We start from the raw sequence: 21619 nt of genomic DNA, 5'->3' as shown, positions 1-21619 counted from the left end.
GGCCGATTTCGACCTCGCGCCAGCCGGTTTTGCCGCGCAATGTGACAAGCAGACCCTTATCGGCAAAAATCTCGACCCAGCCGCGCCCGTCCTCGCTCTGATCCCTGGCGACGTCGAGGCCGACGATTTCGGATCGGCGAAGGCCGCCGGTAAAACCCAAAAGCAGCATGGCGCGGTCGCGCAGACCACGCAGCGTGCCGCGGTCGAGGGTCTCGAACATGCGATCAGATCCTCGGGCAGGATCGCTTCCTTCTGCCGGGGAGGGGAGGCGTGGGTGTTGCGAACGCCAGCCATCACCGTGGCGATATGCCGGTCCTTGCGGTCCAGCGGCTGGCCGCGCTGGGCAAAATTCCAGGAGAGCGACGAAAGCCGGCGCTCGATGGTTGAAACGGTGTTGGGCTTTTTGTCGCCAGTGGCCGTACCTGACGCGCAGGCGGCGATATAGAGCCCGACGACCTCAGGATCGGGCGGGAACATCTCGATGCCTTGGCGCCGGCACCAGCTCGAAAAATGCTTCCAGTCGGCTGCGTAGGCGCGGCGCGTGTTGGCCGAACTCGCCGCCTCGATATAGTCGCGCGCGCGGCCGGCGAGCGCCTCAAGCTGCGCAGGCAGGCTGGGATTGGCAATGGCTGGAAGGGGAGGGGACGAGGCTAGGTCGGCATCGCCCATCTGCATGACGATATCGATGATGTCGGGCAAAGCCGCGGCGCTTTGTGTGTGAAGCTTGTCCGAAATTCGTAGCATATTTCGGACATCTTGACCGTCACTTCGTCCGAAATCGGACCACAGATTTCGGACAAAGCCCCGGCATCAACCCGCCAATATCTCGATCTGCCGTCGCCGCTGCAAACGTCGCCTGTGAGAGGCGAGCCGCCTCTAAACTGGTCGTATATCCCGATTAATAATAAGAATGTAGTCAACTCCCATATTTTAGAAGGCACGCATGCTGCCACTCAACCGGCCTGATCACCACACAAAGTGAGGAAGAACCTGGTTAGGTGCAAAGCGACAATTGCCTCGACAGCGGGTCCCGGAAGGTTTATGCTGCCCAATCTTACCGCAATCCGAAATGGCGATTGAGTACCTTCACGAGTGAAGGGATTCCCGCGGTCTTAGAGATGAGTTGTCGAATGGCGCGAAGTCGCACAGAATCGCGAAGTCGCACAGAATCGTGTGTTTGATACCGATCAGGATCGCGAGCTATTTCAGGCGCAGAGAGGTCTTGCGCCCGATGCACGAGTTGCTCCCGGTCCAACGGAAGTGAATGGGGTGGAACTGCTTTGTCGACCAAATTGTTGACGGAACGTCCGGCGCCCATTGTTGCTACATGTCTGGATTCTTGGGGCGTTTTGGATGATGCAATCCACCATCTCACTCCAAAGGGCAGTGGAATCTGGAACAATGTCGCTTTTGTACGCAGGACATCCTTCGCGCCCGATTGGCATATTGTCTTTAACTCTGCTTCTATTTTTGGGCTCCCTGTTGATATCGAGGCGAGTCCAAACAGGACAATTTTTGCAATCGGCGAACCCCCGACGAAAGCTCATCGCGCATTTCATGAAGGGCAGGGGAAAAATACCATCGTCCTGACGTCTGACGCAGAGCTGGCTGCTCGGCAGAATGCGGAGCGCCGATTCGTTTTGTCTCCACCTATCACTCGGTCTTGGTCTGTAACAAAGACATATGACCAACTTCTGGTCAGCGAAGTCGTGGACAAGCCGCTTCGGCTCTCATGGATTACCAGTAACATCGCCCTGCTTAAAGGGCATCGATATCGGCTGGCGTTTCTGGAACGGCTGAGAGAGGAGCTCGATTTTGACCTGTTCGGCCGAGGTTTTCGGCTGATTGGAGATAAATGGGACGCACTCGCACCGTACCGTTACAGTATAGCTTTCGAGAATACTCGTGCTGATTACTATTTTACAGAGAAGCTTATGGACTGCTTCGTTGCTGAAACAATGCCGATCTATTACGGCAGCCCGGCAATCACGAGGTTCTTCCCTTCCGACTCAATGGTTCTGATTGACCCAGAGGACAAGAACGTAATCCAAAAAATTCAAGAAATCATCGACTCGGACCTCTGGAAGGAGCGTCGCGGCGCAATACAAGAGGCGAAGCGGTTGGTTCTTGAGAAATACAATACGTTTGCTTATCTCGCGGGCTTCATCGAAAGCGTTCACGATAAACCCTTACCGCCGGAAGTTATACACATCGGTTCGCCTGCGGTCGATTTTGGGAGAGACGAATGAAGTACTCCAACGCTCGCTTCGCGTGCCCGGCGGTTGGTGGTCTGGCGAGATCGGTACGGAGCGCTCGGCGGAGAATGCCTACCTGCGCAGACGGGCCGGCACGGGCGCACGAGGTCATGCGCCCCGGCTGCCGCTGATCAGACGAACTGGGGAAGGCCAGGAACGGAATTGAGGACCTCGTCCACGAGTTCGTCGCCGGCATGTTCCTTGGCGAAGGCGATCGTCTCGTTGGCGATGGCGGCGATCTTTAGAATGCTGAGACCCTCACTCATCAATTGCTGGCCGAGCCCCATGAGGCCGCCTCCGCCCTCTGGGTCGTTGCCATGATACTTCGCCACTAATTCCGAAGCTCCGGGAATGGCCGCGATCATGCGCGCAACGGGACCGTCGGCCGCGTGGCGTTGCAGGAAACCCAGCATTAACCCAACGGCCTTCTCTGCGAGAGCCGGGCCGATGCCGGCACCAGTGGCGATGCGCGATAAGAATTCTTCCATGGCAGGGTTCGTCTCTCTTTAATGAGGTTTACACGGGGCCGGTCCGGCGCCCAAAGCGCCCTTGGCCGAACCACAATTGAACTCCACAAAAATAGGCCGGCGGAAGTGCTATTGCAACTGCGCGTAAAACCGCCTCTGTCAACGCAAGCTGCGTCGGACGTGCGTATTTCGCAAAAACGGGACAGTCGTTCCGCTAAATCGCGGACAGCAGTTTCACTAATTCGCGGACAGCAGGATGGGGTCGGCGCTCGGTTGCCTGGTTGAAGTCATTTGCGATTGATTTCGCCGTTTTCGGCGCCGGTCAAGGGCGGCGGTGTTTTTTGCTTTCTCATGCTGTCGCCTTCGAGGGTGATGCGATGGGCGTTGTGGATGATCCGGTCGAGAATGGCGTCGGCTATTGTCGGCTCCGCGAATGCTTCATGATGCACCTTTCCTTGATCGCCTGGTCCGTTGCAGTCGGCGTTGAAGTTGATCGATCTGGTCGCTGGAAAGGTTTCCGCTTGGCCGCGGGCGTCACCATTTCTTTCCCACAAGATCCTTCAACGCCGCATTGTCGAGCATGGCGTCGGCCAGAAGCCGCTTCAGCCGCGTGTTCTCGTCCTCCAGAGCCTTCAGTCGCCGAGCCTCGCAGACATCCATCCCGCCGAAGCGGGCCGTCCAGTTGTAAATCGAGGCGTCGCTGACCCCGTGCTTGCGGCACAGATCGGCAACCGATACCCCGGCCTCATGTTCCTTCAAAATTCCGATGATCTGCTCTTCAGAGAAGCGGCTACGTTTCATGTCCTGGTCCTCTCGATGGGCCAGAACGAACTTCAAACCGGATTAGATAAGAGGGGCAAGGTCAAGGTCGATGACTCAACTGTTGTGTGGGGAGAGCTCTTACTTCTCATTCGCTCCAAATGCGGACGCGGCGCACGAGCTCGGAAGTTGAGATCCCGTAGCGATCGTGAAGCGTCGGCAGCGCGCCAGCGTCGAGGAACTCGTCGGGCAGGGCGATCTGGCGAAAGACTGGGGTCACTCTCTCGCGCATCAGCAGCGCGGCAACGCCTTCGCCAAGGCCACCAATGATGGTGTGGTTCTCCGCCGCCACCACCAGCCGTCCCGAACGGCGCGCGGCAGCGAGTATCGCCTCCGTATCCAGAGGTTTGATCGTCGGAACGTGCAGAACGGCGCAGCCGATCCTGTCGGCTTCAAGCGCCTTCGCGGCCTCCAGCGCGCGCATGGTCATCAGGCCGCTGGAAATGAACAATACGTCCGCGCCCTCGCGCAGCATTCGCGCCTTGCCGATTTCAAATGTATAGTCGTCTTCGTCGAGCACGACAGGAACCTTACCGCGCGAAAGCCGCATGTAGACCGGCCCGTTGTAGTCCGCGATCGCCTCCGTGGCCTGTTCGATGTCGAGCGCGTCGCAAGGGTCGATGATCGTCAGGTTCGGCATCCCGCGGAAGATCGCGATGTCCTCCGTCGCCTGGTGGCTGGGGCCGTAGCCGGTCGTCAGCCCCGGTAAGGCGCAGACGATCTTCACATTGAGTTTCTCCTCGGCGATCGCCATGCAGATGAAATCGTAGGCACGTCGCGATGCGAAGACGGCGTAGGTGGTGGCGAAGGGCGTAAAACCCTCCCGCGCCAAGCCGGCGGCGGCGCTCATCAGCACCTGCTCCGCCATGCCCATCTGATAGAAGCGGTCCGGATGCTCCTGTGCGAAGACATGGAGATCGGTGTATTTCGCGAGGTCCGCCGTCAGGCCAACTATCCCGGGCCGCTGGTGCGCCAGTCTGGCCAGTGTGTGCCCGAACGGCGCATTGCGTGTCGGTACGCCATCGGGCGCGATCGACGCGATCATCGCCGATGTGCTCTTGCGCTCACCGGCATTGGCGGCGTGGCGCGGCGCGAACTTTGACAACCTCAACGCGGACGTCCCTTTTCCAAAGCTTCGAGCGCTAACGTCCATTCGTGCGGTTCGACGCGGATGAAATGCGTGATGTCGCGGGTTTCCAGGAATGGCACACCCTTGGCCATGCGCGTATCGCAAACGATCACACGCGGACGAGGTTCCTTCAGGCCGCGCGCCATGTCGAAGGCCTTGCGGACCGCCTCGATGTCGTTGCCGTCGACGCGCTGCGCATGCCAGCCGAACGCCTCGAACTTGTCGGTCACCGGCTCGGAGGAGAGCATGGCCGTCGACGGACCATCGGCCTGCTGATTGTTGAAGTCGACAATGGCAATGAGATTGTCGAGCTTGTGGTGGGCGGCCGACATCGCGGCTTCCCAGGTCGAGCCCTCACCGAGCTCGCCGTCGGACAAAAGATTGTAGACGAAACTGTCGCTTCGCTTGCGCGTCAGCCCCATGCACATGCCAACGGCAATGCCAAGGCCGTGACCGAGCGAGCCGCCGGTGATCTCCATGCCGGGCGTGTATGGCGCCATGCCGGACATCGGCATACGGCTTTCATCGCTGCCATAGGTTTCGAGCTCTTCCTCCGGCAGCACGCCCGCTTCGATCAGAGCCGCGTAGAGCGCGATCGCATAGTGTCCGATCGACAGCAGGAAGCGGTCGCGTCCCTCCCACAACGTGTCCTCCGGCCGGTAACGAAGCGCATGGAAATAGGCGACGGCAAGCACGTCGGCGACACCCAGCGCCTGTCCGACATAACCTTGGCCCTGGACTTGACCCATCCGCACGGCGTGTCGGCGGATACGATAGGCTCGTTCGGCCAGGCTAACATTGCTGCCAGCGCGAGGCATCTCAAGCTCCGTTGTCCACTCAGCCATGGATTAGCATCCCACCGTTGACATCGATCACGGCGCCGGTGATGTAGCTGGCCAGATCGGAAGCCAGGAAGAGATAGGCGCCGGCTACGTCGCGCGCCTCGCCCAGCCGGCTGAGCGGGATTCCCTTGATGATGTCGGCGCGCATGGCGTTGGTCAGTTTGCCGCCGGTGATGTCGGTCTGGATCAGGCCCGGTGTGATGCAGTTGACGCGGATGCCTTCGGGACCGAATTCGCGCGCCATGGCCTTGGCAAGCCCCAGAACACCCGCCTTGGCAGCCGAATAGTGCGGGCCACCGAAGATGCCGCCGCCGCGCTGGGCCGAAACTGACGACATGCAGATGATCGAGCCGCCGCCATTTTCGCGCATGTTCGGGATGAATGCCTGGCTGAGATGGAGCACGCCGCGTAGGTTGACATCGAGGATGCGGTCCCAGTCAGCCGGGCTGATCTCCAGCGTCTTGACCGGCTGCGTGACGCCCGCATTGTTGCAGAGCACATCGATCCTGCCCAAGGTTTCTGTCACTTGCGCCGCCGCCCTCTTGCAGGCGTCGAGGTCCGCGACGTTGCACGCAAGGCCGATATGGTCGGGTCCAAGCGACGCAGCGGCGTCACGCGCTTGCCCGTCATCGAGGTCGAGTATTGCAACGCGAGCCCCGTGCTGTACCATCAGCGCTGCCGTGGAGCGGCCAATTCCCCGGGGGCCCGCGGCCCCCGAAATCACCACGGCCTTGCCCTTCAGCAACAAGTCGAACTCTCCTGCTATTTCTGTTTGCCGGTGATCTAAAGTCGGTAGAACCGGGCGGCGTTGTCATGGAACAGCGCGAGCCGCTCCTCGTGCGGGTGGGCGATCGTAATTTCCTTGAAGGCGTTCAAAATGGCGTCGAAGCTCGAGAACAGCTTGTCGACGGGGAAGTTCGTCGCGAACATCGAGCGGCCGACGCCGAAGGCTGCGATCGCCTCCTCGACATAAGGACGGATCGAGAACGTGGTCCAAGTCCAGTCGCCCATGCCGAGGCCCGAGATCCAGGCGACGTTCGGCGCTTGCGCTAACTGGTGCATGCCTTTTTTCCAGGCGCCAAAATGCTCGGCGCCGTCGACCTGCATGCCGGTGTGATTGAGAATGATCTGCACGTCGGGAAAGTCGCGCCAGTTCGAGGAACTCGCTCATCTGCGGATAGTAGAGCTGCGGGTCGAAGCTCAGCCCGCGCTTCGCCAGCTCCCGGAAGCCGCGCCGCCATTCGGGCGTACGACTGACCTCCGGCCGCGCCAGATAGGTCTTGGCGGGGTCGGGATGATAATTCATCGGCTGCCGCATGCCGCGGAAGTTCGGATATTCCATGTGGCGGTCGAGGAGGTCGCCGACGTCGGGTTGGGACAGGTCGGCATAGCCGACGATGCCATGCGGAAAGCCGATCTCCTGCAGCCAGCGCGTTTCCCCAACCGGATCGCCGGGATCGAGAAGCAGCACTTCGGCTCCGGTGGAAAGGGCACGAGCGATCTGGACGATCTGGCCTTCGTGGAGGGACAATTTGCGCGCCGGCATTATCGATGATCGCTTCGCCGATCGCTGGGTCGATCAGCTGGAGCGCTCCGAGCGCAGTTTCGCGCGTGCGGCGACGGCTTATCTGCGACCAGCCCGACCTCGCATGCACAATGCCGATGTTTTCCGCGACCGGACAGCTCGGGCAACAGCGCCAGCTCCTGATGCACCACCGCGATGATCGGGCTGTTGTGGTCGGCCTTCGACGAGGCGAAGCCAATCTCGCCGGCTTCGCGTGAGGTCAGCCCTGTGACGATGCGGATGAGAGTGCTTTTGCCGGCGCCGTTGCCGCCCAGGAGCGCTTGGATTTCGTCGGCCCGGACCTGAAAACTCACACCGCGCAGGACACGGGTTGCGTCATAACTCTTCTCGATATTCGCAGCTTCGATCAGGGGCTTCCTGGTCAATACCTGTCCAACTCCCGGCACGTTGCCGGCGCTACCCAAGCTTTGGGTTGAACTCGGCTCCATCCTGTATCTCCTTCCGGGACCACTGTGCGACCGATTGACATTCGGCTCAATTTTCGTTTCTTAACATTCTGTGTAGCTGAGCTTAACTGACGAGGACGAGGTCAGACATCAAGTTCAATTCGATGACGCATTTCGAGGCAGTCGCGCGGCTCGGCGGCGTGGCAAAGGCCGCTCAGGAATTGCAGGTGACACCTTCGGCGGTTAGCCAGCAGCTGCGGCTGCTCGAACACCAACTCGGGGTGCGGCTTTTTCAGCGCGAAAAGCGCCATCTCTCGCTCACGATCGACGGTGAGCGGCTCTTCCAGACCACGACCCAGGCTTTCGAATCCATACGCGAGGTGCGTAATGCCATTGTGCGGCAGCGCGAAAGCTTCCAGCTTAGCCTGCGCGTCAGTCCTTCCTTCGGCGAGAAATGGCTGGCGCCGCGGTTGGCCGAGTTCAGCAAGGGCTATCCGAGCTGGAATTTGCGCGTCGACGCCACGCCCAATTTCTCGGATTTCGAAACGGAGGTCATCGATCTCGATCTTCGTTATGGCGACGGCGGCTGGGCCGGCCTTTATTCGGATTGCGTCGTCAACGATCTGATCCTGCCGATGTGCTCGCCTTCCTATCTTGCCGAACTGCGCGCGATCTCACCGGATCCGCGCGAGCAGCTTCGCCATGCGCGGTTGATCGACAGTGTGAAGGCCTATTTCCGGTGGGATTATTGGCTGCCGTGCAACGGTATCCAGGGCGCCCGCATGACGTATCCCTATCGTTTCGACCGTTCGTCAATGTCGGTTCAACTGGCGAAGGACGGTGCAGGTGTGGTCCTGGAAAGCACATCCATCGCATTCGAGGACCTGGTGTCGGGTTCTCTGGTTCCGGTCTCGATAGAGTTCGAGGTCATCGAGTTTCCGGGATACTGGCTGGTCTGTCCTTCGCGGCATATGAACCGGCGCGCGGTTCGCCTGTTTTCGGACTGGGTGTCACGCGTGGGTAAGCGCGACACCGATCTGGCTCGCCGGTTTCTGGCGGATAAGCAACTGCGCATATCGTTCGAACGACGGCCTCATTTCGGGGCACGGGATGACAAAGCGGCGCCAATGGCGTGAACAGTTCGGCGTTCAAGACACGGCAAGACGAAGATTGACAGCACGTTGCGGTTGAGGAGCTGGCAAAACGCAGGCTGTGTGCAAGCGAATGGGTTGGCCCCGCTTTTCATTTTCCGCGTAGCCTGTGCCTGTGGCTGCCCGCGCCACAAGGCGTTGGTGCACAAATGTGGCATTAGGCACAATCAGCTCTTTGATGCCGCCTGCTATGTCGGCCTTGCCGGGCAGCGAACGGACTCCGGGCGTGCGCACGCGGCGTGGAGCCCTTGAAGATATTGAGTTCATGGCCGGCGCAGCGATTGCCCTGCTCGACGCGGTGGTCCGTCGTCAGGAGAAATGGGCCGGCGTCTGGAGGCAGCGTCTCGCCCTTTCCGCCGCGGCGATGGTAGCAAAACGATCCGGCCGTGCCGAGGATGGGGTAGCACTGCGTGACGCGGTCACTCTCACCCGACCGGGTGACGATGTCGGCCCCGCCGGCCGTTTGTTGTTGGCTTGGCGTAAGCTCGCCGCGCGGCCGGCGGAATCGTTGTTGTCCGATCAGGCAGTGGTGGCGGCAGCGGAAAGGTTCGGTTTTTCCTCCGATGACGTCATTGGCGAAATCGCTGCGGCCGCACGAGATCTTTCTGCGAACGACGGTCCTGCTGTCGCAGCGAGCGCGAGAATGCTCGACACCGTGGCTGGACTGTTGCCGGAGGCCGAACGGAGTCTGGGAGCTTGGCTCGCCGATGTCGTGCTGGCCCGGAAACTGAATTGGCCGGTCGCTGTGCCGCTGCTCGGCGTGCAGCTTTTTGTCACCAGGTCCGCGGCCGAAAGAGAAAAGAGTGGCCGACAGCAGAGGTCGGGGCCGGCGCTTGGGGAGGAGTGGCGCAAGCAACAATGTCTTGCAGGGCTGGCGCGCGCTGCCATCCAGGCCATCGATCTGTCCGCGGAACTGTCGCGTCGCGCCGAAATGCTTTTGACGGTGGCGCCGACGCTGCGCGCGAAAGGCTCGGACGCCGTGGTCGAGAGATTTTTGGCCGAAGATGCGGTCGTCGCCTCGGACATTATTCCCGGCATCAGTGATCGCGGCCTGCGCCGCCTGTTCGATCGGCTGTTCGATCTCGGCGCCGTGCGCGAACTGTCGGGACGATCCACCTTCCGCATCTACGGGCTGTGAGCGATGACGGAGTCAGCAGGCACGACGACGGGGAAAAGGAAGGAAGGCCGGCCAGATGGCCATCGACCAGGCTCTCGTCGTTCACATGACCATTTGTTTGATCGTGAGCTGGATCATCTGCCACCTGACATGCGATGGCGTGAGTGGATCGGGCGCGTCGAGGCCGTGATCTTCGCCGCAGCGGCACCAGTGACGCGAGAAACGCTGGCAAAAATTGTCGGCAAAGGCTGCAATCTCGAGCTGATCATCGACGATATCCGCGAAGAGCTGCGCGGCAGGCCGTATGAACTGGTGTCGGTCGCCGGCGGGTGGCAGCACCGCACCCGGCCTGCCTACGCCGATGCCATTCGTGCCGCGTCAAGCGCGAGTGAACAGAGCATCGATGTCTCGCAACCGGAAGCGCTGGTGCTGATGACGATTGCCTATTTCCAGCCAACCACCCGCGGTGAGCTTTCCGCTTTCTTTGGCCGCGAGATCAGCCGCGATCTAATAGCCAATCTGCGCGGCGCCGGCTTTATCGCTTCGGGTCCACGAAGCCCGACACCGGGAGCGCCCTACACCTATGTCACGACGAAGGCGTTCCTGGGCCATTTGGCTTCGAAACGTTGCGCGACCTGCCCGATATGGAAAAACTGGAAGACGCCGGCCTGCTCAACAAGGAAAAAACTGCTCGCCGACATCCCTGGCGCACTTGGCGCGGTTGGCCGGGAGTCCGAATTCCTGGATGACGAGGGTTCGCTGCGAGTCTACGTGGATGAGTGACGCGACGGAATTGCCTAGCGGGTCCAAGATACTTCACTACCGCAACGTTACAGCCGTACAATGACTATGTGAAACAAGAGTCGGACATCGGCGCGGAAGAGTTCGGGCTTCTCGAGATTGGCAGCGTTGCCGTCGCGAAGGCCCTGGCCGACCATGCTGAACTTCAGCGTGCTTTGCCCCCTACGATCCGGTGCTTCTGGCCGCCACCTTTGGCGCGCTTCTGGCGGAACCGGAGTTGCAAGCCAACAATCATCGGCTTGAGGTGCTCGTCCATCTGGCGTTTCTTTCTGGCGCCGGGACGCGGAAGCCAGACGATCGCATCGTGGCGCTTGGTTTCAACGCAATGAGCGACAGCTGGGTTGGCCAACAGGAAGATCCGAGCGAGGACGTGTTCGTCTATAACCTCGCAACCCGCCAGGGAAACCTTCGTGTCCTGGGAGGAACCTGGGAATCCGGCGGGTTCCATCTTCAACGTCTCATCAATACGCTAGATTCGCTGGGCGACGGCGGTCTGCTTGCCGCGTTGCGAAAGAGCACCTACGGGCTGCTGCGGCTTTCGGACGAGATTTGCCGACGCGGCAAACTCGCACGTAACCAGTTTGGCCGGGAGATGCCACTGGCCGAACTCCCCTCGTCCATTAGTGAGGGCCTTGGCTCGTTGCATCGGATCGTTCGCTTTACAATCCCTCAGTTGACGAGCCTAGGAATATCTCTTGAAGACTTAGCCCCGTTCGGATTCACGCCGAACGATCGAGCGGCGCTCCGTAGCGAACGGGTCGGACATTCGGGCCTTGAGCGATACCCGTTGGTCATGCGTGGGGACAACGTATTCGTATGCTTACCAAGCGCCGTGGTACCCGCAATAACGCGCTTCCTTGTTGAGGAGATGTCGGGCGCTGGGGCGCGGCGAGCCTTTGCTGCGGCGGTCGCCAATGAGTATTCGACGCTGTTGTCCAGAACGCCACTTCTCGGCACACGCGGCCGGCTCGCGGTCGAGCTTCGCGGAACGGATGGAGGGTTTATGGCGGGCGCCATGACAGAAATTGACCGCGGTCTCTATCTGAATTTGATTTTTTTCAGTGATGATCTTGAGGATTTCGGTACCAACGGGATGCTCGGGTCATTCCCTGTCCCCGGCAAGCTCGGGGCGGTCATCGATAAATGGATTGATGACTCCCACAAGGCTGCTCGCGAGCGATCCGAGTTTACTGGTGGGCTCACCCTTGTGGTTCCGTGCGGAGTAGGGCGCGGCGTGCCCTTCTTTATCCAAGATAAGGCACGCGAGGGATGGCGAGTCGAGTTCATCAGCGCGCCCGATCTGATTTCGCTGAGCTGGTTGCCCCAGTTCGAGTCGTTGTCGCTGTGGCGCATGCTTGACGCGCGCGAGCGCCTCGCGGAACTCGGCGTGGAGCTTCAGAACATCAATGGCCTTCTTAACTTGGTGGGTTGGATACGCCAGCTCGGCGGCCACATCGTTCCCCACGCTGACATGCCGGACGATATAGAGACGATGTCCTTGATTATGATGGTGCAGCAGAACAGCCTGCGCACCGTTCGCAGCGAGGCGCTGACACGATGGGATCTGCACGTTGCGCAAGACCTTGCCGGTAAATGGCGGCGTGTGTTGCGCGATGAAAACTCGCTATTCGAGGAAGATCATCGGCAACCGTTCTACGTGAGCGATGAACCGCATGGGAAAGGCTGGCCGGAAGCTGTCTACGAGTCCCCAACCCGAAGATGGTGGTGCACACTGGCGACCTCCCAAGGCACCAGTGGCCACTTCGCCTATGAACGATTCCGCCTGCTGAAGACGTGGATTATTCGGTTTGCACCTGTGCTCGATCATGCGTTGCTGGCATTGCCCAGCACCGTCGTGTGGAACGTCGTATTCCAAGGTGACATTGCCGACCGGCCTGCCGAGCTTGGCATGGCTCGGAGTAACTATGAACAAGCACTCGCTGCAATCGCCTTTGAAATTGATCACAAAACAGGATCCGTGCGGCTCGTGGCTGAAGCGTCGTTGGAGCGCGCTTTTTTGCATCAAGACAATATCGCTGAGCGAGCTCTCGTTCAGCGTACGGTAGAGGGCTTCCGTGAACTCGCAGGCCTTTCCACCGACCCTGAAGAGGTGGAGCGGCTTGTCGCTCTCATTGTGCCCGACGGCAATGCCCGTTCACAGCACGCGTTCATGGCACAGGACTTCCGTGATTGGGTGCGCAACTCACTGTGGGCGGCACCTATCAAGATCAATGGGGACGATGCCGCGCTTATCAAGCTCGGCCTGGGCTGGAATTTTCGCGAACGCGCAGAAGGCAGCGAAATTGCTGGCAAAGCCGAATGCACTGCCTTCCTTAACCGGGTGGTCCGCGGTTTGGAGGACGAGATCTGCACAGAGCTTCGTCAGTTCAACTGTGGTGCGGTAATCGATTTTGCCGTCCTCAATCACGAGAGCGCTTGTGGGGACCGGGATCAATGGCACGACACGGCCGCCGCTGTGATCGCCTTGCACAACGACAAGCAGGCGGCCCTCGATGTAATGATGCAAAAGGATTTCGAAATCAGCGCCGTGTTGCAGACCTCGCGGCTACTTGTTGAATTCGCGCTTGGTGAATCGCGGGCGGAGGGCGGACGAGTGCCGGGCCATCTGCAAATGTCCCGACTGATGGCCAAGCTAATGCTGGTGTTACATCTCGGCGGTTGGTCCGATGCGATCCGCTGGGATGCGATGGAGCCGCGTCTTCGCGTAACCCCGCTCGGTGACATCCACGCAAACCTCAGCTTTCACGAGGAGGTCATCACGCCCTTCGGGCGCACGACCAGCAGACAGCGGATCCATGAAAGCATAGCGCACTACGCCGAGAACGTCGACGACCCGCCGACCGAGGACAATCCGCTGCCGCCTGTCGAGGAATTTCCGCCCGTCTTCTGGGAAGCCTGGACGGAGGAGTTCGGAGCGAGCGTCGAGGCCCTGCGGCAGTTGATGCGGACGCTGGACAACCATGGCATCGAGACTCAGCAAGCAATGTTCCGGATGAGCAAGAGCGAGCTGCTCGCAGCCCTTCAAAGAAAAGCTCCACTAGGCGCGGAAGCGGTCACGCTGATCGAGCGGTTGATTTTCACACCCCGCGCGTCATGGCGCGAATCGCCACCAGGCTATGACGCCAAGGACATTTTTCCGTGGCGCTTCAGGCGCCGCCTGTCGGTCTTGCGCCGTCCGCTGATTCAAATCAACAATGAAGCTGATCCCCAGTTAGTGATTGCTCCGGGACTTGTAGAGGATGCGGTTCGCTACATGTTGGGTAACTACCATCGGGGCGATTTCCCGCTATGGCAGCTGAGTCCAAAGATGAGACAGTGGGCCGGCCATTCAAGCAACCGCCGCGGCCATGCCTTCAGCTTCAGCGTCGCGGCAAGGATGAAGGAACTTGGCTGGGAAACCAGATCTGAAGTGTTGGTCACGGCCCTCTTGGGAAAGGGCTTCCCGATCGACTACGGCGACATCGACGTTGTCGCTTGGCGACCGGACACGGGCCGCGTTCTGGTGATCGAATGCAAGGACATGCAGTTCCGCAAGACCGATGGCGAAATCGCAGAGCAGCTCGCCGATTTTCGTGGCTTGGAGGTCAACGGCAGGAGGGACCTTCTTCGAAAACATCTTGACCGGCTCGATCTCGTCAACGCGCACATTCCCGAACTCAAGAAAGCATTGCGACTTGGGGTGGAACCAAGGCTCGAGGGGGAATTGGTTTTCAAAAACGCCGTTCCAATGCAATTTGCTTGGGAGCAGCTACGATCACGAACCGCGCTTCACGTGTTCGATGACCTTGATCAGATTTGAGCGATGTTGCTGCACCTGCAGGAGGGGTTTAACGTTCGCCGGCGAATACCCGAGCGCCGGTTCACAATCTAGGGGTTCGTACTTGAGGACATGGCAGCTTTGACCGGGGCAATTGGCACCGGGTTTTAGACCACGCTCGAACGGAGTTGCTGCCTTGTACGACCTGTCATAAGTTCGAGAACTCCCCGCCTAGATTTGGGTGAGGCCTCTCAGATTTCGTACTATCTGAACGGCCATGGCGGCCCCCGACAGATTAAATAGAATGCCCATTGCATCTAGGCTTCGCCTAACATCGTGTGGCCGCGCTGGAGTTCCTTCAACCAAGGCAAAGGGTCCGTCTGTTTCTGTGAGAATGCGGTCAACAGGCACATCTGCGCTGATGATTTTTGCCGTCCGTTTATTCTCAATCATCTGCGCGTTGACAGAAAACCAGCAGCCGAGGGTCACGGCACGCTGTGCCTCCGCGCGGTTTCCGGAAAACCAATGAAGAACGATTTTTGACCGCTCGCGCGGCAGGTATCGTTCAACCATGTCGAGGACGGGTGTGACGGCACGTACACTATGGACCGAGAGGACTTTGTCTCCCGACTTTGCGCACGCCTGGAGAACTCGTCGGAAAACTTCCTTCTGCTGATCCAGTGATCGAAAATGAGCTGGACCGGCATCGAGCCCGACTTCACCAACGTACCTTGTAGCCGGCAGGATCTGTTCCCAAAGGTCGATTTCGGAGGCGCTTGTGGCAACCAACTGTGGGTGGATGCCCAATGCTGCTCTGACATGCTGAGTGCGCGACGCGAGTTCATGGTTGCGACTCCAGGCGCGTGGAGTCGTTGTTACTGCGAGCGTATAGATACTTTTGCGTTCGCAATCGCGAACTAGGTCCTCAAAGTCCGGATAGAGGTCGAGATGGCAGTGAAAGTCGACGAGCTTTTCAGTCACGTTGCCCGTCCGAGGAGAATGTGATCACCTTTTCGACCACCTGGCGGACTTCCGCCATCCCCCGCTCGTAGACGCCAACTAGGTCGCGTACGATCAATGCGTCCTCGCGGAGCGGACCAGGCTTGTAGATCCATGATTTAGCCAATTCGGGATTCGCCTTCAGCCGTGCCAGCGCGTATTGGAAACTTCTGATCTGCTTTCCCTCGGCGCCTTTGGTGTCGCGTGGTTCCGCCGTGAGATTTTCAACTCTGTAACCGGTCCTATCTTTGTCCGGCCAGGGTGCCTTGAGGAATGATGCTCGACGGATGATACACGGGAGGCAGTAGCCGCAATGTGCCTTTCCCCCACCCTTCCACCGGTCTCCGGCCGGATGGGCACAGGAAATAGACAATGGCGCCAGCTCTTCAAGCACGGCTTCGTCCGCGCATTCGACGACCATCTCTCCCTTTGTCTTGTCCCAGTAAGGATTGACCACCGTTGCAAGGATGCCGAGTTTAAGAAGGAGTTCGTTCCAACGGTGAATGTAGAAGGGGTGTGTCGTTCTTGTGCTGTTGCTCCCGAGCCTCGTGACGTCCAATGGCACGTTCAACGAGATCAATCCATTTTCGGGAACTCGAAGGTTGAACGGCTTTCCGAAGCCTGATCCTGCTGCAGATCCCAGAGCGATGAACAGGAACGATCGTCCTCTGGTGGAATCCTCTCCCTTCAACTTACCAACTAGCCCATTTGGAAACGTCATTCCGAGCCGAATTCGTGCCAGCGGAGATGCCTTCCGGAATGATTTGGTGAGCTTGAAGAAAAGCTTTCCTTGGGGACCGCTAACAGCACCGTCTCCACCGTGACTTACGAAAAGCGGTGTTTGTTCTCCCTTTTTCAGAATGTCGATGGCCCCGATCAGGCTGTCGAGGCCACCTGAAAACAACGATACACAGTCAAAGGAACGTGCCGTGCCCTTCATTGAGGGGACGGAGGGGTATTGGCGGGCGAGCTTTTCGAACGGACGGAATTCGAGATCCCATAAGTCTCCAGTCAGGAAGCGAAGCATTTGCATCAAAAGGGGCCGCGTTGCCATCCAGAGCGCCGGAGCCGACACTGGAACGATCAGCTTGATCTCGCGGGTCCAAGCATCTTGGGATGCTTGGACCCGATTGATCCGCGTGTCAGCGCCATAAACTAGCGCCGCCACCGTCAACAAGTCCACGGCGACTGGCGTAGCAGGCGAGCCGAGCGCCGCCAGCTTTCCAAGCACCCTATCGATCCCGAAGCGCATACGACGATTCACGTCGAGAAGGTCTACAGTGCTGAGTGCTTCGTCTGCCCCGATGACAGCCTGAAATCTATCGGAAGCGCCAAGGGTACCGGATATCACATATCGAGTCATCTTGCCTCCTGTGCGTCGGGGTCGGAGTACGTTTCGAGGATGGCGAGAGCTCGCTCATAGATTCGGTCAATCGTAGCTTTGATCTGGTCGCGAGCGAAAATCCGTCCGGCCTGCGCCATGCCGTTTCTAACGGCTCCGGCGATGAAGCCGCGGACCTCCGTCTCGATCGATCGTACCTGCTCCACATTGTCAGGTAGGAGAACCAGTTTGTTCCCGATAGCGTTCAGGATTCGGTTGTTGATGGTACCGGAGATGAAGCTTTCTATCAGTAGGTTGATCGTATCGATCGACGGGCGTTCCAAGTCTATGCCCTCAACCTGCATCAAGTCGTCGACGGCTTCGATGTATGCATCACGGTTGATGGCCTCGTCATGGTCTCCGCCTTCGCCACAGACGAAATCGACGAGGGAGGCATAGATTTCTCTGACCGACCTGGATGCCAACGAATCCAGATTGAGTTTTCGGACGGTTTCTCGAATGCCATCGCGAGATGCATCGAGAAGGAGCCTTCCGAGGGCGGAGGCTGCGCCACCGCTCGATGACATACGATTGGCTGCGGAAGACGATCCGCCGGCCCCGCGCGCAACGTATGATCCAATGGCGCGATGCAATCGGGACGCGTCCGGGGTATTCCCTCCACCCCGGGCATGCTTGTTGAATTGAGTTCGACCCGAACGGAGCTGTACAGTCGGAACCGGCTGATCGGAGGTAGGTGTCTGGGCGGCGTCGGCTTCGCCGGAGTCCGCTTCCGGTGCATCGGCTGGAGGAGCGCCAGGGCCTTCTGCCGGATTTGTCTCCGCTCCCGTTTCGAGCCAGGTTGGGATCAACGGATTTCCATTCTTTCCCCCGGTGAACGGTGTTGATGTGCCCACTTCACGATCTCCCGTTCGGGCCGCTACCCATTGGCTCGAGAGCCATTTTCAAACTGGCCCCTCCTTTGGTTCGCCATTTTTCGAACAGTGCTGAAAGCTTTGCTTTGGCGGGCGCGGTCGTGATGACCTTGTCGTAACCCGTGCCCGCCCACGCACCGAGTGCATCCGACGGCAGCATGTCCAACACTTCCAGATATCGCGCTTGATAGGATTGGTGAGTGGTAACGAGAGCGTTCAGTCCACCGATCGCAGCAGGACAAACTTGAAGCGCCTTTTCCGAAAGAAGTAATGTACGCAACGCCCCAAATACAAGTTCGACTTCTGTTTGTTCGAGGGCGCCGAGGTCACCCTTGGCCGAGGCTGCAGCGAAGGAGGTTCCGGTCAGTTTTCTGAGGATGCCGATTAGCTTTGCGGACATAGGTTTGCCCGTTCCTACGAAATTCTTTCGGTCGTTCACAACGAAAAGGTACGGTTTGAGTGAGAGCTTGCCGATTTCGGGATCGACTCGCGCCCAACGAGCGACATCCTCCTGGGTCTTCCAATCCTCGACGATTTCGTTTCGAGCGACTTCAGGCGTAGCAATGGGAATTGGTGAACCCTTCTTGGAAACGACTTCGGCCGCAGGAACGGCGCGGACCGCGGCTTCCAGAAGCGCGAGGTCCTCTGAAATGCCGTCGTCGGAACTGGCGGCCGACATCGCAATATGGTCGAACACTGTTGAAGGGAGGAAGGTTTCGGCTAGCATGAATTTCACCAGAACGTCGGGGTCAATCGACTGGCCGAATCCCCGTGCGGCCGATACCCGGAGACGCAGGTTCAAAGCATTTACGAAGCGTTTCACTTGCCTGGGGTTGCCACTTGCGCCTTTTGCCAGAACTGGGCTTATGCGATCTGCAAGTGCCACCGCCCTTGCTACATCGGGCGAATATTTCAGGGCAAGCGCGCCGCGAATGTCGGCCTCTTCCAGGCCCTTTCGCTCCCAGGGCCGGGACATGAGTTCCCTGGCGCGGTCGAGCAGGCACTTGAACTCTTGCGAATCCTCTTCGATGAGCGCGCCAACCAAGAGCATCGTCACATAGATGTGCGTTTCCGTTTCGCCCATCGCAGGAATTCTGAACGGTACTTGGATGAGCTTCTCGAGGTAGGCTTTTGGGTAGCCCTTCCAGACGCCCTCCTCCGGGATGTCCTTGAAATGGCTGCGCACCGAATACTCGATCATGGATTCGTCGGCGCCGATAACGAAAGCAGTCTTGGGCAACGACACGAAAAGGCGGATAGCTTCAAGTGTCTGGATCGCGGTCTCAGGCAAGCATCTGTCCAGATCATCGACGAGGACAATCAAACGGCTCACTTCCGCCTTCTCGATCAGCTGTTCAAAGGCGTTGTGGAACTCGCGAAGTTCCTCGGGTACCGATCTTGAATCGGGAGATTCTTTCCAGAAACCCCTCATCTCACTCATCGCAATCTCTGCGTTTTCCTTCGTCAGAAAGGTTGCGGGATTCTCGATCTTCGCCTGAAACATCGAAAGCAGCGACATCACCTGGTCGGGGCTTGGAAGACCAGTCGAAACATTGAAAGCCAATCCGCCACCCCTCTTGGCAATCTTCAGCCAGTCGATCCGTTTGAGCACGTTTTTTACCTGATCAGTCGCCTTAGTAAGCATAGGGCGCTTGGCGATGAGCTGCGTCACCACCCCCTCGATCAGGGCTATCTTCGCATCCTCGAAACCCTGGAACTCCCAGCCGTTAAATCGTATGCAGAGGTAACCTGGATTTGCCGCTGATCCTCCATTGGCAAATGCGGCCTCGATCATGTGGAGGACGCTGGACTTGCCTGCACCCCAATCTCCGTGCACGCCCACAGTGACCGAGTGACTGCTTTTCGCAGTGACAAGATCGACGACAGTTTTCGCAATGGCTTCATTGCGGAGAAGGTCGACGCTTGTTTCTTGATCGATTATGTAACCGAATGCCTTCGAGCCGTCCGTTACGCTCATTATGCCCCCAAGGCTCATCCCGGGGCCAGCTTACAGCGTATTAAGTCGATTAGGAGTCCCTACGCTGCATATTGCCGATAATATTTGAGGCGGCAGGCTGGAAAGGAAGTTCAATCGCCGTAGCTGTGTCCGCCGCCCAAGGATGTTGCTCTAAGGATCGACGCTCGTTGACGCCCAACGGTTCCAGATGGCGAGGTTGCGATAATTGTCGAAGTTGACAAAGTTGCGAACCTGCCCCATCTTCATTCCAGGAGATCGATATGGCACACAACACGCAATCCAGAACGCCGTTGGCGAAGGCGTCTCGTAGCAAGACGTCTGGGAAGACCGTGGCAATGATAACTGTGGAAGGCGACCCCGTCGCGTTCTTAAAGAGGTTCAAGCTGCCCGCTGGAACAAAAATAGCGATCGTTTCGAAGAACAGTGAATTGGTCCGAAAGATCCAGCGTAGCGACGCCAAGCGGTTCGGCACCGTTCGCGAGGTTGCCACCGGCCGCACTCGCAACACTCGCACTCCGGTCGTCAACAGCGATGCATTCAAGCCAGATGCGCGGTCTCGGGCTCTTCTTGATGGTGTCCGGATCGCTCAGGAAGATCTGCGAGAGGCTGGGGGGGCCTATGATCTGGAGCAGGTCAGGATGTTAATGCAGGGCGTTTCACGCCAGGCGATAGACAAACGGGTGCAGGAAGGCAGTCTGCTTGCCGTCCCCGGTCCCAGCAATCGCAGAAGCTACCCCACGCTCCAGTTTATGCGGAATGGCGCTGTTGTGGCCGGCCTGAAGACAGTGCGCGAGGCTTTGCCGACAAGCAATCCCTGGACCGTGCTGAACTTCCTCGCACAACCGGATGTCAGGCTGAAGGGACGCAAGCCTATCGACGTCCTTAAAGAAGGCGACATTGACCTGGTTGTAGAGGCCGCACGCAGAATGGGCACGCAGGGAGCGTGAGCGGGCCTTTACCGCCCTTAGATCTGGCCAAGCGAACTCCAGAATTGATGAAGCTACCGGCGGGAACCAACGTCTATCGCTTCTTTACCGCCAAATATGAGCCGATATATTTTGACCGGTCTCGCGATGGGAGATTGAACGCGCCAGATGCGACATACGGGGTTTTGTATGTCGCTAAGAGGTCGGAAGGCGCATTTGCCGAAACCTTCCTTAGAAGCCCAGGACGTACGCTCATTGATACTGACCTTCTTGCAAGGAAGGCCTATGTTCGGCTGCAACTTAGATCGGACCTGTCGTTGATCAAGCTTGCTGGTCCGGGGCTTGCCGTACTCGGCGCTACCGCAGAAATCGTCCATTCAGGTTTGCCATACGACACTTCTCAGATTTGGTCGAAGGCACTGTCGCAGCACCCCGTCAATGCCGATGGCATTGCCTACAACGCACGTCATGATGACGAAGAGCTTTGCTACGCGCTATTTGATCGATGCAAAGATGGATTGCTCGAGGCAGAGAAGGTTTCTGAACTCGACCAGGAATGGTTCTGGCGTCTGGCATCCCGGTACAAGGTTGGGTTCGCCCCAAGCTAGTCTCGAGCACCAACGTCGACTGGTCTTCCGGATAGGTTCCCGCGTCTATTGGGCGTGAGTCGTAGGTATCTTCCCGCTCTTCCGTGGTGTCTGCCAAAAGATGTCCCATCCCTTTTTCACCATTATATCTGGCCAGGCGGGCAAGCAAACCCTCTAAGCTCAGCGCGCTGTAACCGACACATGACGGGCGCGGGCGGGAAGACGTGCTCTTAGGGTTTGAGATCGGTTCTATCGTGCTCGGCGGGGATAGGCCGGGGCCGAGTTGCATCGCCCAGGGCGGACGATACAATGACGATTGCTTTTGAGCAGGAAAATGGAGTCGGCCGGCCCCTCGCGCTTACGAGATAAAGGTAGCGGCTGAAATACAAATGAGCGTCGGTGCCGGCGATCTGGCATCATGGCTATTCAATGAGCGGCGACCGAGGCCGCCGCTCATTGTGGTTTAGCGACGGCCACTGCCGTTCTTGGTAGGATCGACCATCTTAAAGGTTTGGCCGGACTTCGGCGTGGGAGGAAGAGGTTCTC

15 protein-coding genes and 5 pseudogenes are annotated in these 21619 nt (G+C 58.7%); 7 read left to right on the top strand and 13 right to left on the bottom strand.

What is annotated here, in order from left to right:
- Nucleotides 1-669, bottom strand: a pseudogene (locus NKJ20_RS20210) (tyrosine-type recombinase/integrase); the annotation flags it as partial.
- Between the two features lie 611 nt (nt 670-1280).
- Between NKJ20_RS20210 and NKJ20_RS20205 the strand changes: the two are divergent.
- Complete coding sequence (locus tag NKJ20_RS20205; protein WP_352493678.1) at nt 1281-2249, top strand: glycosyltransferase family 10 domain-containing protein; 969 nt, start codon at nt 1281-1283, stop codon at nt 2247-2249.
- Nucleotides 2250-2386: 137 nt separating this feature from the next.
- On the opposite strand, the gene NKJ20_RS20200 is transcribed toward NKJ20_RS20205, so the two are convergent.
- The 8 genes and pseudogenes from NKJ20_RS20200 to NKJ20_RS20165 all read right to left on the bottom strand — a co-directional run bounded on the left by NKJ20_RS20200 (nt 2387) and on the right by NKJ20_RS20165 (nt 7525).
- Nucleotides 2387-2743, bottom strand: a complete 357-nt coding sequence (locus NKJ20_RS20200; protein ID WP_352453730.1) for a hypothetical protein — start codon at nt 2741-2743, stop codon at nt 2387-2389.
- Nucleotides 2744-3009: 266 nt separating this feature from the next.
- Nucleotides 3010-3165: pseudogene (locus NKJ20_RS20195) on the bottom strand (ATP-binding protein); the annotation flags it as partial.
- A 71-nt stretch (nt 3166-3236) separates the two neighbouring features.
- Nucleotides 3237-3523: pseudogene (locus tag NKJ20_RS20190) on the bottom strand (transposase); the annotation flags it as partial.
- 106 nt (nt 3524-3629) lie between these two features.
- A complete protein-coding gene (locus tag NKJ20_RS20185) occupies nt 3630-4652 on the bottom strand; it encodes a transketolase family protein (RefSeq protein ID WP_502902820.1) in 1023 nt (340 codons plus the stop codon).
- Nucleotides 4649-5488, bottom strand: a complete 840-nt coding sequence (locus NKJ20_RS20180) for a transketolase (RefSeq protein ID WP_352453734.1) — start codon at nt 5486-5488, stop codon at nt 4649-4651. The genes NKJ20_RS20185 and NKJ20_RS20180 overlap by 4 nt, the downstream gene beginning before the upstream one ends.
- A gap of 19 nt (nt 5489-5507) precedes the next feature.
- Nucleotides 5508-6260, bottom strand: coding sequence for an SDR family NAD(P)-dependent oxidoreductase (locus tag NKJ20_RS20175; RefSeq protein ID WP_352746332.1), 753 nt, complete (start codon nt 6258-6260; stop codon nt 5508-5510).
- A gap of 35 nt (nt 6261-6295) precedes the next feature.
- Nucleotides 6296-6971 (bottom strand): annotated as a pseudogene (locus tag NKJ20_RS20170) (amidohydrolase family protein); the annotation flags it as partial.
- A gap of 86 nt (nt 6972-7057) precedes the next feature.
- Nucleotides 7058-7525 carry an ATP-binding cassette domain-containing protein gene (locus NKJ20_RS20165; RefSeq protein ID WP_352746330.1) on the bottom strand — a complete coding sequence of 156 codons (468 nt, stop codon included), beginning with the start codon at nt 7523-7525 and terminating at the stop codon, nt 7058-7060.
- A gap of 122 nt (nt 7526-7647) precedes the next feature.
- Here NKJ20_RS20165 and NKJ20_RS20160 point away from each other — a divergent pair, with 122 nt between their 5' ends.
- The 4 genes and pseudogenes from NKJ20_RS20160 (at nt 7648) to NKJ20_RS20145 (ending at nt 14372) form a co-directional block, all read left to right on the top strand.
- Nucleotides 7648-8619, top strand: coding sequence for a LysR substrate-binding domain-containing protein (locus NKJ20_RS20160; protein ID WP_352457357.1), 972 nt, complete (start codon nt 7648-7650; stop codon nt 8617-8619).
- Between the two features lie 205 nt (nt 8620-8824).
- Complete coding sequence (locus NKJ20_RS20155) at nt 8825-9772, top strand: DUF1403 family protein (protein ID WP_502902821.1); 948 nt, start codon at nt 8825-8827, stop codon at nt 9770-9772.
- 129 nt (nt 9773-9901) lie between these two features.
- Nucleotides 9902-10534, top strand: a pseudogene (scpB, locus tag NKJ20_RS20150) (SMC-Scp complex subunit ScpB).
- 190 nt (nt 10535-10724) lie between these two features.
- Nucleotides 10725-14372 carry an anti-phage protein Upx-like protein gene (locus NKJ20_RS20145; RefSeq protein WP_352746325.1) on the top strand — a complete coding sequence of 1216 codons (3648 nt, stop codon included), beginning with the start codon at nt 10725-10727 and terminating at the stop codon, nt 14370-14372.
- Between the two features lie 189 nt (nt 14373-14561).
- Here NKJ20_RS20145 and qatD read toward each other — a convergent pair whose 3' ends face one another.
- From qatD to qatA, 4 genes are read right to left on the bottom strand one after another with little or no spacing between them, the layout of a single operon-like run.
- A complete protein-coding gene (qatD, locus tag NKJ20_RS20140) occupies nt 14562-15311 on the bottom strand; it encodes a Qat anti-phage system TatD family nuclease QatD (protein WP_352746324.1) in 750 nt (249 codons plus the stop codon).
- Nucleotides 15304-16692 (bottom strand): Qat anti-phage system QueC-like protein QatC, encoded by a 1389-nt coding sequence (gene qatC / locus NKJ20_RS20135; protein ID WP_352746323.1) that lies wholly within the window; start codon nt 16690-16692, stop codon nt 15304-15306. The genes qatD and qatC overlap by 8 nt, the downstream gene beginning before the upstream one ends.
- Nucleotides 16689-17564 (bottom strand): Qat anti-phage system associated protein QatB, encoded by an 876-nt coding sequence (qatB, locus tag NKJ20_RS20130; protein ID WP_352746320.1) that lies wholly within the window; start codon nt 17562-17564, stop codon nt 16689-16691. Before qatB ends, qatC begins: the two co-directional genes overlap by 4 nt.
- 1 nt (nt 17565) lies before the next feature.
- Nucleotides 17566-19560 (bottom strand): Qat anti-phage system ATPase QatA, encoded by a 1995-nt coding sequence (qatA, locus tag NKJ20_RS20125; protein WP_352746317.1) that lies wholly within the window; start codon nt 19558-19560, stop codon nt 17566-17568.
- Nucleotides 19561-19820: 260 nt separating this feature from the next.
- Here qatA and NKJ20_RS20120 point away from each other — a divergent pair, with 260 nt between their 5' ends.
- On the top strand, nt 19821-20507 hold the full coding sequence (locus NKJ20_RS20120) for a hypothetical protein (protein ID WP_352746315.1): 687 nt from the start codon (nt 19821-19823) through the stop codon (nt 20505-20507).
- Entirely contained in the window at nt 20504-21094 is a 591-nt protein-coding gene (locus NKJ20_RS20115; protein ID WP_352746313.1) for an RES family NAD+ phosphorylase, read from the top strand. Before NKJ20_RS20120 ends, NKJ20_RS20115 begins: the two co-directional genes overlap by 4 nt.
- Nucleotides 21095-21619: the final 525 nt, after the last annotated feature.

Origin of the sequence: Mesorhizobium sp. M0185 (assembly GCF_040322175.1) — a bacterium.
Lineage (GTDB): Bacteria > Pseudomonadota > Alphaproteobacteria > Rhizobiales > Rhizobiaceae > Mesorhizobium.
Note: the sequence above shows the minus strand (reverse complement) of the source record. Positions and strands in the feature narration are given on the sequence as shown.

Bases quoted from the DNA above. Each gene is read 5' to 3' on its own strand.
- NKJ20_RS20200 (WP_352453730.1), bottom strand. From the start codon at position 2,743: ATGGAAGAATTCTTATCGCGCATCGCCACTGGTGCCGGCATCGGCCCG.
- NKJ20_RS20180 (WP_352453734.1), bottom strand. From the start codon at position 5,488: ATGCCTCGCGCTGGCAGCAATGTTAGCCTGGCCGAACGAGCCTATCGT.
- NKJ20_RS20165 (WP_352746330.1), bottom strand. From the start codon at position 7,525: ATGGAGCCGAGTTCAACCCAAAGCTTGGGTAGCGCCGGCAACGTGCCG.
- NKJ20_RS20160 (WP_352457357.1), top strand. From the start codon at position 7,648: ATGACGCATTTCGAGGCAGTCGCGCGGCTCGGCGGCGTGGCAAAGGCC.
- NKJ20_RS20155 (WP_502902821.1), top strand. From the start codon at position 8,825: ATGTCGGCCTTGCCGGGCAGCGAACGGACTCCGGGCGTGCGCACGCGG.
- qatC (WP_352746323.1), bottom strand. From the start codon at position 16,692: ATGACTCGATATGTGATATCCGGTACCCTTGGCGCTTCCGATAGATTT.
- qatA (WP_352746317.1), bottom strand. From the start codon at position 19,560: ATGAGCGTAACGGACGGCTCGAAGGCATTCGGTTACATAATCGATCAA.
- NKJ20_RS20120 (WP_352746315.1), top strand. From the start codon at position 19,821: ATGGCACACAACACGCAATCCAGAACGCCGTTGGCGAAGGCGTCTCGT.